Source organism: Phenylobacterium sp. (assembly GCF_016793225.1).
GTDB lineage: Bacteria > Pseudomonadota > Alphaproteobacteria > Caulobacterales > Caulobacteraceae > Phenylobacterium.
In genome coordinates, this window is the sequence record NZ_JAEUMN010000093.1 from 1 (window position 1) to 13304 (window position 13304).

General features: G+C 70.2%; 11 protein-coding genes. 10 read left to right on the forward strand and 1 reads right to left on the reverse strand.

The features are described from left to right. The 6 genes from nuoL to JNK30_RS11250 form a co-directional block, all read left to right on the forward strand. A partial coding sequence (gene nuoL / locus JNK30_RS11225) for an NADH-quinone oxidoreductase subunit L (RefSeq protein WP_293482326.1) occupies nucleotides 1–1777 on the forward strand: 1777 nt, incomplete at its 5' end. Between the two features lie 5 nt (nucleotides 1778–1782). Then, nucleotides 1783–3276 carry an NADH-quinone oxidoreductase subunit M gene (locus JNK30_RS11230; protein WP_293482327.1) on the forward strand — a complete coding sequence of 498 codons (1494 nt, stop codon included), beginning with the start codon at nucleotides 1783–1785 and terminating at the stop codon, nucleotides 3274–3276. Nucleotides 3277–3287: 11 nt separating this feature from the next. Further along, entirely contained in the window at nucleotides 3288–4715 is a 1428-nt protein-coding gene (gene nuoN / locus JNK30_RS11235) for an NADH-quinone oxidoreductase subunit NuoN (RefSeq protein ID WP_293482328.1), read from the forward strand. Nucleotides 4716–4720: 5 nt separating this feature from the next. Next, nucleotides 4721–5461: a biotin--[acetyl-CoA-carboxylase] ligase gene (locus tag JNK30_RS11240; RefSeq protein ID WP_293482329.1), complete on the forward strand. Its 741-nt coding sequence runs from the start codon at nucleotides 4721–4723 to the stop codon at nucleotides 5459–5461. Between the two features lie 4 nt (nucleotides 5462–5465). Continuing rightward, nucleotides 5466–6239, forward strand: coding sequence for a type III pantothenate kinase (locus tag JNK30_RS11245; RefSeq protein WP_293482330.1), 774 nt, complete (start codon nucleotides 5466–5468; stop codon nucleotides 6237–6239). Beyond that, nucleotides 6236–7915, forward strand: coding sequence for a ribonuclease J (locus JNK30_RS11250; RefSeq protein ID WP_293482336.1), 1680 nt, complete (start codon nucleotides 6236–6238; stop codon nucleotides 7913–7915). The genes JNK30_RS11245 and JNK30_RS11250 overlap by 4 nt, the downstream gene beginning before the upstream one ends. Before the next feature lie 50 nt (nucleotides 7916–7965). On the opposite strand, the gene JNK30_RS11255 is transcribed toward JNK30_RS11250, so the two are convergent. Further along, a complete protein-coding gene (locus JNK30_RS11255) occupies nucleotides 7966–8940 on the reverse strand; it encodes an aldo/keto reductase (protein WP_293482331.1) in 975 nt (324 codons plus the stop codon). Between the two features lie 110 nt (nucleotides 8941–9050). Between JNK30_RS11255 and JNK30_RS11260 the strand changes: the two genes are divergently transcribed. The 4 genes from JNK30_RS11260 to proS all read left to right on the forward strand — a co-directional run. Further along, nucleotides 9051–11336: a CoA transferase gene (locus JNK30_RS11260; RefSeq protein WP_293482332.1), complete on the forward strand. Its 2286-nt coding sequence runs from the start codon at nucleotides 9051–9053 to the stop codon at nucleotides 11334–11336. A 37-nt stretch (nucleotides 11337–11373) separates the two neighbouring features. Further along, complete coding sequence (mce, locus tag JNK30_RS11265; protein ID WP_293482333.1) at nucleotides 11374–11796, forward strand: methylmalonyl-CoA epimerase; 423 nt, start codon at nucleotides 11374–11376, stop codon at nucleotides 11794–11796. Between the two features lies 1 nt (nucleotide 11797). Next, entirely contained in the window at nucleotides 11798–12058 is a 261-nt protein-coding gene (locus JNK30_RS11270; protein ID WP_293482334.1) for a DUF1467 family protein, read from the forward strand. A gap of 85 nt (nucleotides 12059–12143) precedes the next feature. Then, a partial coding sequence (gene proS, locus JNK30_RS11275) for a proline--tRNA ligase (protein WP_293482335.1) occupies nucleotides 12144–13304 on the forward strand: 1161 nt, incomplete at its 3' end.

Here is a 13304-nt window from a genome sequence, read left to right on the forward strand (position 1 = left end):
GGGCCTGGCCAGCTACCTGCTGATCGGCTTCTGGTTCCACAAGGACACCGCCAACGCCGCCTCCATCAAGGCGTTCGTGGTCAACCGCGTGGGCGACTTCGGGTTCGCCCTGGGCATCATGACGGTGTTCTGGGCCTACGGCTCGATCGAGTTCGCTCAGGTGTTCCCGCAGATCGCCGGCAGCGTGGGCCGCGGCTGGGACTTCGGGTCCTGGCATTTCAGCCTGGTCGACTTGGCCTGCGCGCTCCTGTTCGTGGGCGCCATGGGCAAGTCGGCTCAGTTCTTCCTGCACACCTGGCTGCCCGACGCCATGGAGGGCCCGACGCCGGTGTCCGCCCTGATCCACGCGGCCACGATGGTGACCGCCGGCGTCTACATGGTCTGCCTGCTGTCGCCGATGTTCGAGTACGCCCCGGTCGCGAAGACCATCGTGACGGCGATCGGCGCGGTCACCGCGCTCTTCGCCGCGACCGTCGGCCTGACCCAGAACGACATCAAGCGGGTGATCGCGTATTCGACCTGCTCGCAGCTCGGCTACATGTTCTTCGCCGCGGGCGTGGGGGCCTACCAGGCGGCGATGTTCCACCTGTTCACCCACGCCTTCTTCAAGGCGCTGCTGTTCCTGGGCGCCGGCTCGGTGATCCACGGCATGGCGCACGAGCAGGACATGCGGCGCTACGGGGCGCTCTTCAAGTTCCTGCCGATCACTGGGTCGGTGATGCTGATCGGGACGATCGCGATCACCGGCCTGGGGATCCCGTTCGTCGACCTGGGCTTCGCGGGCTTCTACTCGAAGGACGCGATCATCCACGCGGCGTGGGAGGCCGGCGGCGCCGGAACGCCCATGGGCTACTTCGCCTTCGTGATCGGCATCTTCGTGGCGGGCCTGACCGCGTTCTACTCGTGGCGGGTGGCGTTCTTCACCTTCAACGGCCACGCGCGCTGGACCTCCGAGGATCTCGAGCACCACTGGCACAACCGCGACCACGACCATGCCGGCCACGCGGACGACCACGCCACCCACGCTCAGATCGAGACGCACTTCGAGCCTGAGCCGGCCCACGCCGCGCACGCGGACCACGGGCATGGCCACGGCCACGGCGCGCACCTGCCGCACGAGAGCCCGTGGACCATGCGCATCCCGCTGATCGTGCTGTCGGTCGGCGCGATCGCGGCCGGCTTCGCCTTCCACCATCAGTTCATCGGCGACGAGAAGGCCGAGTTCTGGAAGGGCGCCATCTACAACGCGCCCGTGACGGGCCATGGGCCGGAGGCCGCCGGCGCACAGGCCGCGCCCGCGGCCCACGCCGAAGCCGCCGCGCCGGCCGCCAAGGCCGCGGGTCCGGCGCCCGAGCACGCCGAGGCGCCGGCCGAGGCGCACCACGCGCCGGCCTGGGTGATCCTGGCCCCGCTGGTGGCCTCCATCCTGGGCCTGCTCGTCGCGGCCTACATGTACCTCTGGCGCGAAGGCCTGGGGGCGCGGCTCGCGGCCAACGGCGGCGTCACCTACAAGTTCCTCTACAACAAGTGGTTCTTCGACGAGGTCTACGACGCGGTCTTCGTGCGGGGGGCCAAGCTGCTGGGCGACCTGTTCTGGAAGGGCGGGGACCAGAAGATCATCGACGGACTGGGGCCTGACGGGGTCTCGGCGCTCTCGGTCCAGGTGGGCAAGGGCGCGGGCAAGCTCCAGAGCGGCTACGTCTATCACTACGCCTTCGTGATGCTGCTCGGCGTCGCCGGGCTCCTGACCTACGCCCTCGTGGCCTGGAACGCCTGAGGGGGATGACGGACATGCCCATTCTCTCCCTGGTCACCTTCCTGCCGCTGGTCGGCGTCTTCGGCATCCTGGCGCTGCGCCTCTTCGCGCGCGCCGACGACGCCAAGGCGGTCGAGACCTCGAAGTGGATCGCGCTCGCCTCGACGCTGGCCACCTTCGCGGTCGCGCTGCTGCTGACGTTCCAGTTCGACCCGAACAACCCGGGCTTCCAGTTCGTCGAGGACGTCCCGTGGTTCGCCGGACTGCACTACCGGATGGGCATCGACGGCATCTCGGTGCTGTTCGTGCTCCTGAACACCTTCCTGATGCCGATCTGCATCGTGGCGTCGTGGCGCTCGATCGAGAACCGCGTCCACGAGTACATGGCCGCTTTCCTCCTGCTGGAGGTGCTGGTCACGGGCGTGTTCTGCGCCCTCGACATCGTGGTGTTCTACGTCTTCTTCGAGTTCGGCCTGGTGCCGATGTTCCTGATCATCGGCATCTGGGGCGGGGCGCGCCGGGTGTACGCGGCCTTCAAGTTCTTCCTCTACACGCTGCTGGGCTCGGTCCTGATGCTGGCGGCCATCCTGTGGATGATCGGCACGACCGGCACCGCCTCGATCCCCGAACTGATGACCTACCAGTTCTCGCCTGAGGCGCAGACCTGGCTGTGGCTCGCGTTCTTCGCGTCGTTCGCGGTCAAGATGCCCATGTGGCCGGTGCACACCTGGCTTCCCGACGCGCACGTGGAGGCCCCGACGGCCGGGTCGGTGATCCTGGCGGGCATCCTCCTGAAGATGGGGGGCTACGGCTTCCTGCGCTTCAGCCTGCCCATGTTCCCGAACGCGTCCGACCTGTTCACGCCGCTCGTGTTCGCGCTCTCCGTCATCGCGGTGATCTACACCTCGCTGGTGGCCTTCCGGCAGACTGACGTGAAGAAGCTGATCGCCTACTCGTCGGTGGCCCACATGGGGCTGGTGACCATGGGCATCTTCTCGGGCAACGCCACGGGCGAGCAGGGGGCGATCTACCAGATGCTGAGCCACGGGGTGATCTCCGGGGCGCTCTTCCTCTGCGTCGGCGTGATCTACGACCGCATGCACACCCGCGAGATCGCCTTCTACGGCGGGCTGGTGAACCGGATGCCGTGGTACGCCGCCGTCTTCATGCTCTTCACCATGGGCAACGTGGGGCTGCCGGGCACGAGCGGGTTCGTGGGCGAGATCCTGTCGATGACCGGGACGTACCAGGTGAGCACCTGGACCGCGATCCTGGCGGCGACCGGGGTGATCCTGTCGGCCGTCTACATGCTCACGCTCTATCGCCGCGTGGTCTTCGGCACGATCACCAACCCGAAGCTCGAGACGATCACCGACCTGGACTGGCGGGAGGTCGCGATCTTCACGCCGCTGATCGTGGCGACCCTCTACATGGGCGTGCAGCCCAACATCGTATTCGACCTGACGGGCGCGTCGGTGGACCAGCTCGTGCGGGTCTATCAGGCGGCGATCGGCGGGTAGGGGTTCCGTAGATGCTCTCGGCAAACCTGGCGCTGGCCGTTCCCGAAATCATCCTCGCCGTGGGCGCGCTGGCGCTCCTGGTGATCGGCGCGTTCGCGCAGAAGCAGACGACGCTCATCGGCGGGGCCAGCGTGGTCGTGCTGGTGGCGGCGGCCGTGGCCGCGGCGACCCAGCCGTTCGGCACGGCGTTCGGCGGCGGGCTGATCTCCGACGCCGCGGCGACCTTCGCCAAGGTGGCCATCTACCTGGCGTCGGCCATCGCCATCCCGCTCGCCCAGCCGTGGTTCGAGCGGCGCGGCATGCGCACTTTCGAACTCCCGGTGCTGATCCTGCTGGCCGCCCTGGGCATGGGCATGATGGCCTCGGCGGGCGACCTGATCTCGCTCTACGTTGGCGTCGAGCTGCACTCGCTGGCGCTCTACATCATGGCCGCGATGCACCGCGACAACGCCAAGGCGTCCGAGGCGGGGCTGAAGTACTTCGTGCTGGGCGCGCTCTCGTCCGGCCTGCTGCTCTACGGCGCCAGCCTCATCTACGGGTTCGCCGGGTCGACGCTGTTCAGCGAGATCGCGGTGGCGGCGGGCTCGGAGGCCAACACCGGCCTGCTGTTCGGCCTCGTCTTCCTGATCTGCGGACTGGCGTTCAAGGTCTCGGCGGCGCCGTTCCACATGTGGACCCCGGACGTCTACGAGGGCGCGCCGACGCCGGTCGTGGCGTTCTTCGCCGCCGCGCCCAAGCTGGCCGCGATGATCCTGTTCGCCCGCGTCCTGGCCGACGGCTTCGCCGGCGCCGTGGACCAGTGGCAGCAGGTCCTGGTGGCGATCTCGCTCATCTCGGTGGCCGTGGGCGCCTTCGCGGGCCTGGTGCAGAAGAACCTGAAGCGCCTGTGGGCCTATTCGTCGATCGCCAACATCGGCTACGCCCTGCTGGGCCTGGCCTCGGGCACGTCCGAGGGCGTGCAGGCCATGCTGGTGTTCATGGTCCTCTACATGATCGACGTCACCGGCTTCTTCGCCTGCCTCGCGGCGCTGTCACGCCAGGGCCGGGCAATGGAGACGATCGAGGACATGGCGGGCCTCATCAAGGAGCGTCCGGCGATCGGCTTCGCCATGACGATCTTCTCGTTGTCGGCTCTGGGCCTGCCGCCGTTCTCCGGCTTCTTCGCCAAGATCTTCGTCTTCAAGGCCGCGCTCGACGCCGGCCTCTGGGGCGTCGCCGTGGCCGGCCTCGTGGGCTCTGTCGTGGCCGCGTTCTACTACCTGCGCCTGATCAAGGTCATGTGGTTCGACGGCAGCCAGGGCGCGACCGACAAGCCGCCGGCGGAAGCCAACGCGATCGCGCTGGCCTCGGCGGCCTTCGCCTTCCCGGTCGTGATCGTGGCCCTCTACTGGCTGAACGACGCCGCGGCCACGGCCGCCCAGGCGCTCGGGCTGGTCTAGGGCGCTTGTCCGTCCACCCGCCGATAGAGGCGTACGACGAACTGGACTCCACCAACGCCGAGGCCCGCCGCCGCGCGGACGCGGGGGAGGCCGGCCCGGTCTGGATCACCGCCGAGGTGCAGACGGCTGGACGCGGCCGGCGTGGCCGCGCGTGGTCGACGCAGCGCGGCAACCTCGCGGCCACCCTGCTGACCACGACCGACCGTCCGGCCGCAGAGGCCGCGCAGCTGTCGTTCGTGGCGGCGCTCGCGGCCTGCGATCTCGCCGACGCCTGCCTGGGGCCCGGCGTCGCGCGTCTCAAGTGGCCGAACGACGTCATGATCCATGGCCGCAAGGCGGTGGGCATCCTGGTGGAGAGCGGCAGCCGTCCGGACGGGCGGCTGTGGCTCGCGGTCGGCGTCGGCGTGAACCTGGCGCACGCGCCCAGCGACGTGGAGCGGCCCGCCGCCAGCTTCGCCGACCACATGTCCGGGCCGCCGCCCCGGCCGCGAGAGGCGCTGGAGGTCCTGGCCGGCGCCTTCGAGCGCTGGCGGGGCGCCTGGTCGGTCCAAGGCTTCCCGGCGATCGCCGCGGGCTGGTCCCAGCGCGCCACGGGGATCGGCGAGCGTTGCGAGGCGCGGCTTCCCAACCGCACCGTGGCCGGCGTGGCGGAGGGTCTCGATCCGGACGGCGCGCTCAGGCTCAGGCTGGACGATGGCGGCCTGGAGCGCATAACGGCCGGCGACGTCTTCTTTGGAGGGGCGTGATCACATGCTGCTCGCGATCGAACAGGGCAACACCAACACGCTTTTCGCCGTGCATGACGGCGAGCGCTGGATGGCGCAGTGGCGGGCCGGCACGGATTCCACGCGGACGGCGGATGAGTACGCCGTCTGGCTTTCCCAGCTGCTGGGCATGGCGGGGCTCGACCTCAACCGCTTCGACGGCTGCATCATCTCGTCCGTCGTGCCCCAGTCGATCTTCAACCTCCGCAACCTCGCCCGGCGCTACCTGCACGTGGAGCCGATCGTGATCGGCGAAAACGTCGACCTGGGCATCCCGGTGCGGATCGAGAAGCCTTCGGAGGCGGGCGCCGACCGCCTCGTCAACGCGATCGGGGCGCACGTGGTCTACCCCGGCAACCTGATCGTCATCGACTCCGGCACCGCGACCACCTTCGACATCGTCGCGGCCGACGGGGGCTTCGAGGGGGGCGTGATCGCCCCGGGGATCAACCTGTCCATGGAAGCGTTGCATACGGCGGCGGCCAAACTTCCCCGGGTCGCGATCCAGAAGCCGCAGAGGGTGGTCGGGACCGATACCGTGGGCGCCATGCAGTCCGGCGTGTTCTGGGGCTACATCGCCCTGATCGAAGGCCTGATCGCCCGCATCAAGGCCGAGCACGGGCGGCCGCTGACCGTGGTCGCCACCGGCGGTGTCGCCTCGCTGTTCCACGGCGCGACGACCAGCATCGACCACTTCGACCCCGACCTCACCATCCGTGGCATGCTGGAGATCTGGCGGCGGAACAAGAAAGCCGACTGATGGCTAAACGCGACGACGAACTCGTTTTCCTGCCGCTGGGCGGCTCGAACGAGATCGGGATGAACTTCAACCTCTACGGCTTCGGCCCGCCGCAAGACCGGCGGTGGATCGTGGTCGACCTGGGCGTCACCTTCGGGGATCAGACGACGCCAGGCGTCGAGGTGATCCTGCCGGATCCCCAGTTCATCGAGGAGTACGCCGACCGCATCCTCGGGATCGTCCTGACGCACGCCCACGAGGATCACATCGGGGCGGTGGCCTGGCTGTGGCCGCGGCTGAAGGCGCCCATCTACGCCACGCCCTTCACGGCCTTCATCCTCCGCGAGAAGCTGCGCGAGGCCGACCTCCTGGAGGAGGCCGCCATCACCGAGGTGCCGCTGGGCGGGACGATCGAGCTGGGGCCGTTCCGGCTGGAGCTGATCACGCTCACGCACTCGATCCCCGAGCCGAATGGCCTGGCGATCAAGACGCCGCTGGGCACCGTGCTCCACACAGGGGACTGGAAGATCGACCCCGATCCCCTGCTGGGCGGCGTCACCGATGCGGACGCGATCCGCCGGCTCGGCGACGAGGGCGTGCTGGCGATGGTGTGCGATTCCACCAACGTCTTCGTCGACGGCCACGCCGGGTCCGAAGCCGACGTCCGCGAGACGCTCATCCCCCTGATCGGCTCGCTGAAGGGCAGGGTGGCGGTCGCCTGTTTCGCATCCAATGTGGCGCGGATGGACTCGGTGGCCCGCGCCGCGGAGGCGAACGGGCGGCGGGTGTGCCTGGTCGGGCGCTCGATGCATCGCATGGCGGCGGCCGCCAGGTCGGTGGGCCTGATGGAGGGCCTGAAGCCGTTCCTCGAAGATGCCGAGGCCAAGCACTTCCCTGACGACGGCGTGCTCTACCTGTGCACCGGCAGCCAGGGGGAACCCCGCGCGGCCCTGGCGCGCATCGCCGACGGGACCCATCCCCACGTGCGCCTGGGGGCGGGGGACGCCTGCGTGTTCTCCAGCCGGGTGATCCCGGGGAACGAGATCCCGATCCGCAACCTGCAGAACAAGCTCACCGAGCGCGGGGTGCGGCTCTACACCGAGCGCGACCACCCGGGCATCCACGTCTCAGGCCACCCCTGTCGCGACGAGCTGGCCGAGATGTACCGCTGGGCGAGACCGCAGATCGCGGTGCCGACGCACGGCGAGCGCCGCCATCTGATGGAGCACGCGGCCTTCGCCGCGGACCTGCAGATCCCCCAGCAGGTGACGCCGCGCAACGGCGACATGGTCCGCTTGGCGCCGGGCCGCGCGGAAGTGATCGACGAGGTGCCGTCGGGCCGTCTCTACGTGGACGCCGGCGTGCTCACGCCCGAGAACGGCGAGGCGCTGCGCGAACGGCGGCATGCGTCGTTCAACGGAGTCGTCGCGGTCGCCGTGGTGCTGGACGGCCGCAATCGGCTGGCGGCTGCGCCGCAGATCCGCGCCGTGGGGCTGCCGACGGTGGACGACGAGGACCTGGCCGAAGTCCTGGAGGAACTCGTGCAGGAGGCCGAGGGCGCCATCAAGCGGCTCAAAGGCGAGGAGCGCGAGTACGACGACAGCGTCGAGACCGCCATCAGCCGCGCGGTGAAGAAGGCGAGCCAGCGCATCTGGGGCCGTCGTCCCGTGGTCGAGACGATCCTGCTGAGGGTTTAGCGCCTGCCGCGCCGGTCCCGGCCTTCGCCGCAACGGACGGAGAGGTCGACCTACCGGGGCGCCAGGCCCAGCCCGTCGATCTCGGCCATCTCGGCGGCGGAGTACGCGCCGTCGGCCTCGGCCTGCACGCACATGGCCAGCTCGGCCCGCGTCTTCACGCCGAGGACGATGGTGTCGAAGTCGGGCAGGCTCAGCGCGTATCGGTGGGCCACGTAGGCCGGATCCTGCCCCCAGCGGGCGCAGAGGGCGCGGAAGGGCTGCGCGCGCTCGTAGTCCAGCCGGTCCGGGTTGTTCGGCGACAGTTCGCGGTCCACGGCCGAGGTCAGCGCGCCGGCCTGGACGGCGCGGATGCCCATGACGCCGCAGCCGGCGGCCCTGGCGGCGGCGGCGACCGCGCGGGGCCGGGCGGGCTCGGCGTACCGCTTCAGCGCGCCCGGGCTGTCCATGAGGTTCGCGATCACCTGCACGACGTCCGGGCGTTCCGGCTGGCCGATGGCTTCGATCACGGCTGTGGGCACGCCGATGCCGGTGATGCCCCAGGCGGCGATCCGACCCTGAGCCTTCAGCCGCTGCATCGTCGGCCCGACCTCGTGCACGTAGACCGACCAGGCCGTGGAAAACCGGTCCTTGGCCGAGTCCCCGAACGCGTAGGCGAACCCCTCGGCGTGGATGTTGGAGTGCAGGAAGAAGACGTCCACGCGCTCGAGCCGCATCTCGGCGAGGCTGCTCGCGAGGGATTCCTCGAGGATCGCAGCGGTCTCACCCGGGGCCGGCGTGCCGAGCTGGCACTTGGTCGTGAAGCGCAGGTGGGCCGGCGGCGAACCGCCGAAGGTCTCGCCGATGAAGACCTGGGCGTTGCGGTACATCGGCGCCGCATCGATCAGGTCGATGCCGGCGTCGAGTGCGGCCTTGAGGGTCGCCACCGCCTCGTCCCGGGTGACCTCGCCCCAGATCTGCCCGATGCCGCCGCCGCCCAGGGTCAGGCGGCTCACCTCGCCCAGGGATCCAAGCCTCGCCGTCCGCATGTCTCGACTCCGTCGCCCGGACGACGCTAGCACTCCCTTGCGGGCCTTTCGAACACCCGGTTTGATGCGCGCCATGAGCGCGGATCACACGCGCCGGGAGGATTGCGGACATGTCCGCCTACAAGGGCGTGCGGATCGCCGACTTCAGCCAGGGCGTCGCCGGCCCGATGGCCGCGATGCTGCTCGGCGACTTCGAGGCCGAGGTGGTGAAGGTGGAGCCTCCGGGCGGCGACCGCTGGCGGGACCATCCGGGCTACCTCGCCTTCAATCGAAACAAGCAGGTCGCGACTCTGGACCTGGAGACGCCCGCTGGCCTGGCGCAGGCCAAGGCCCTGATCGCCGGCGCCGACGTCGCGCTGTTCGACCATGCGCCCGGCCGCCTGGAGGCGCTGGGCCTCGACGCCGCCACGCTGACCGCAGCGCATCCCGCCCTCGTGCACGCCTGGATGCCGCCCTACGGGACCTCGGGGGCGTGGAGCGGGCTGCCCGCGCACCACAGCCTCCTGGGCGGCCTCACCGGGGCGGCGTTCCGGCAGGGCGCCAACGCGGACGTCCCCATCCACCTGATCATCCCCGTCCTCTGGTACGCGCAGGGCGTCATGGGCTCGGCGGCGATCGGCGCCGCGCTGCTGGAGCGGACCCGCAGCGGTCGCGGCCAGGCGGTGACGGTGAGCGGCCTGCACGGCGCCGCCGAAGCGTCCGGCGCCGCGCGGGCGCTACTGCAGCCGCCGCTGCCGCGCGGCACGCCGCCGGGCGCCAACCCGCGGTATCGCCTCTACCAGTGCGCCGACGGCGAGTGGTTCTTCCTGGGCACGCTGTTCACCAACTTCTACCGCAAGGCCTTCGAGGTCCTGGGCCTGGAAGACGCCTTCGATGCGCTCGAGATGGACATGCTGGCGGCGCGCGACCTGCTGGAAGGCATCTTCCTGACCCGCACCCGCGACGAGTGGCTGGAGGCCCTGCGCGCGAACGACGTGCCCTGCGGTCCGGTCCGGCGCCGCGAGACCTGGTTCGCGAGCGAGACCGTCGCAGAGGCCGGGATGCGCCTGACGTTCCCGCACGCGCGGCACGGCGCGGTGGCGATGCCGGCCCCGCCGGCGCGGCTGTCCGAGACGCCGGCGTCGATCCGCGGCCTGCCCGAAGCGGTCGAGGCGCCGCCGCAGTGGCCCGCGAAGCCGGCGTCGCCGCCGGCCGCCGCCCCGACAGCGGCGCCGCTCGCCGGGGTGAAGGTGCTGAACCTGGGCACCGTCATCGCGGGGGCCTTCGCGGGCGCGCTGCTGAGCGACCTGGGCGCCGACGTGATCAAGGTCGAGCCCCCCGAGGCGGACCCCTTCCGATCCGACGGTCCGGGGTTCCTGATGTACAACCGCGGGAGCCGGGCGCTCGGGCTGAACCTGCGGGCGCCAGGCGCGCGCGAGCTCTTCCTGGAGATGGCCCGGACCGCCGACGTGGTGATCGACAACTACCGGCTGGGCGTTCGCGCGAAGCTGGGGATCGACTACGAGGCCCTGCGGGCGGTGAATCCGCGGATCATCTCGTGCTCGATCAACGCGTACGGCGACCAGGGCCAGCGCGCGGCGCTGCCCGGCTTCGATCCCCTGCTGCAGGCCGAAGGCGGGATGCAGGCGGCGCAGGGCGGGGAGGGCGATCCCATTCTCCTCACCATCCCGATGAACGACGTGGCCACGGCGTCCGTCGTGACGTCGTCCGTGGTCGCGGCGCTGCATGCGCGCGGGCGGACGGGCGTCGGGCAGGAGATCAAGACCAGCCTGCTGGCGCAGAGCCTGCTGTTCCAGCTCGGCGAGATGGTGACCTACGACGGCCGGCCGCCGAACGACCTCGGCGGGGAGGACTGCCTCGGCGTGCGCGCGACGCATCGGTACTACGCCTGCGCGGACGGATGGATCGGGATCGCCTGCGACACCGACGCCGAGGCGCATGCGCTGGGCCAGGCGCTGGACGTCGATCTCGGCCCGGCGCCGCTGCTGGCGCCGCGGGACGGCGAGGTGGCCGAACGGCTTGAGGCCGCCCTGGCCGGGCGTGAACGGGGCCCGCTGCTGCAGAGCCTCCTGGCCGCAGGCGTGCCCGCCGCGCCGGTCCTGCGCAGCGCCGAGGCGCTGCAGGACCCTTGGCTGCTCGAGAACGGCTTCCTGGACGCGTGGGAGCATGCCCGGCTGGGGCCGATGATCACCGTGCGCGGCTACGCCGACTTCGCGCGGACGCCGGTCCTTGGCCGTCGTCCGACGCCCGACATCGGCGAACACACGGTGGAGGTGCTGCGGGACTGGGGGATCGAGCCGGCCCGCATCCAGGCGCTCCTGCAGGCGGGCGCCGTCTTCGCGTCGGACGGCCTGGGCGGCATCGCCCCGGCGCCGCTGCCTGCTTCCGCGACGTGATCTCGCGCGGATCGCGCCGACGGCGTATAGGGGCGGCATGATCGGGAAACTGAACCACGTGGGCGTCGCTACGCCCTCCATCGAGCAGTCGGTCGCGCTCTACCGCGACGTCCTGGGCGCCACGAAGATCGGCGAGAAGTTCGCCATGCCCGAGCAGGGCGTCTGGGTCTGTTTCGTGGACCTGCCGAACAGCCAGATCGAGCTGATCGAGCCGCACGGCGACGCCTCGCCCCTGAAGGGCTTCCTCGAGAAGAACCCGGCCGGCGGGCAACACCACATCTGCTTCGAGGTGGAGGACATCATCGCCGCCCGCGACGACATGGCGGCCAAGGGCGCGACGGTCCTCAACGGCGGCAATCCCCGCATCGGCGCGCACGGCACGCCGGTGATCTTCGTGCACCCGAAGAACATGGGCGGCGTCCTCGTCGAGCTCATGGAAACCCCGAAGGACGCCCACTGAGATGAACCCGATCACCTGGATCGGCATCTATCTCGTCCTCTGGTGGACGGTGCTGTTCGCCGTCCTTCCGCTGGGCGTGGTCAGCCACGCGGAAGCCGGCATCGACAGGGGGGACGGCGGGGATCCCGGCGCCCCGGTCGATCCCAAGCTGAAGCGGAAGTTCCTCACCACGACCTGGGTGTCGGCGGTGCTCTGGGTGATCCTGTTCGCCGTGGTGCAGCTTGGACTGGTGAAGCTGCCGCCGCTGCCGCAGGTCGCCTGAGGCAACCACTTCCCCGCCACATCGTTGCCAAGGTTCCGGCGGCAAGGGTATCAGGGCGCCTTCGTCGGACAGTCCCAGGAATCCCATGCGTCTTTCGCGGTACTTCATGCCCACGCTTCGCGAGGCGCCTGCCGACGCGCAGATCGTGTCGCACCAGCTCATGCTCCGCGCCGGCATGATCCGGCAGGAGGCCGCGGGCATCTACGCCTGGCTGCCGCTGGGACTTAAGGTTCTGAAGAAGATCGAGCAGGTGGTCCGCGAGGAGATGGACCGCGCCGGCGCCGTCGAGATCCTGATGCCGACGATCCAGCTGGCGGACCTGTGGAAGGAGAGCGGCCGGTTCGACGACTACGGGGACGAGATGCTGCGCATCTTCGACCGGAGCCAGCGCGAGCTGCTGTTCGGGCCCACGGCCGAGGAGGTCGTGACCGACATCTTCCGCAGCTATGTCAAGTCGTACAAGGACTTGCCGCTGAATCTTTACAACATCCAGTGGAAGTTCCGGGACGAGCGCCGACCCCGCTTCGGCGTCATGCGCGGCCGCGAGTTCCTGATGAAGGACGCCTACTCCTTCGACCTCGACGAGGCGGGCGCGCGGCGGGCCTACAACCGGATGTTCCTGGCCTACCTCAACGTCTATGCGCGCCTGGGCCTGAAGGCGATCCCGGTGCGCGCCGACACCGGGCCCATCGGGGGCGACCTCAGCCACGAGTTCATCATCCTGGCCGAGACGGGGGAGAGCCAGGTCTTCGCGCACCGCGACCTGGTGGAAATGGGCGCGCCCGGCCCGGACATCGACTGGGACGGCGACCTGCAGCCGATGGTCGACCAGCGCACCAGCCTGTACGCGGCGTCGGACGAGATGCACGAGCCCGCCCGCTACGAGGCTCTGCCCGAGGACAAGCGGATGACCGCCCGCGGCATCGAGGTAGGCCACATCTTCTACTTCGGCGAGAAGTATTCGAAGCCCATGGGCGCGAAGGTGGCCGGGCCGGACGGCAAGGAGGTCAACGTCCAGATGGGGTCGTACGGCGTGGGCGTCTCGCGCCTGGCCGGCGCCATCATCGAGGCGAGCCACGACCAGGCCGGGATCATCTGGCCCGATAGCGTGGCGCCCTTCGGGGCGGCGGTGCTCAACCTGCGCGCCGGCGACAGCGCCTGCGACGAGGTCTGCGAGCGGGCCTACAAGGCGCTGACGGCGGCGGGCGTGGACCCGCTCTACGACGACCGGGACGACCGCCCGGGG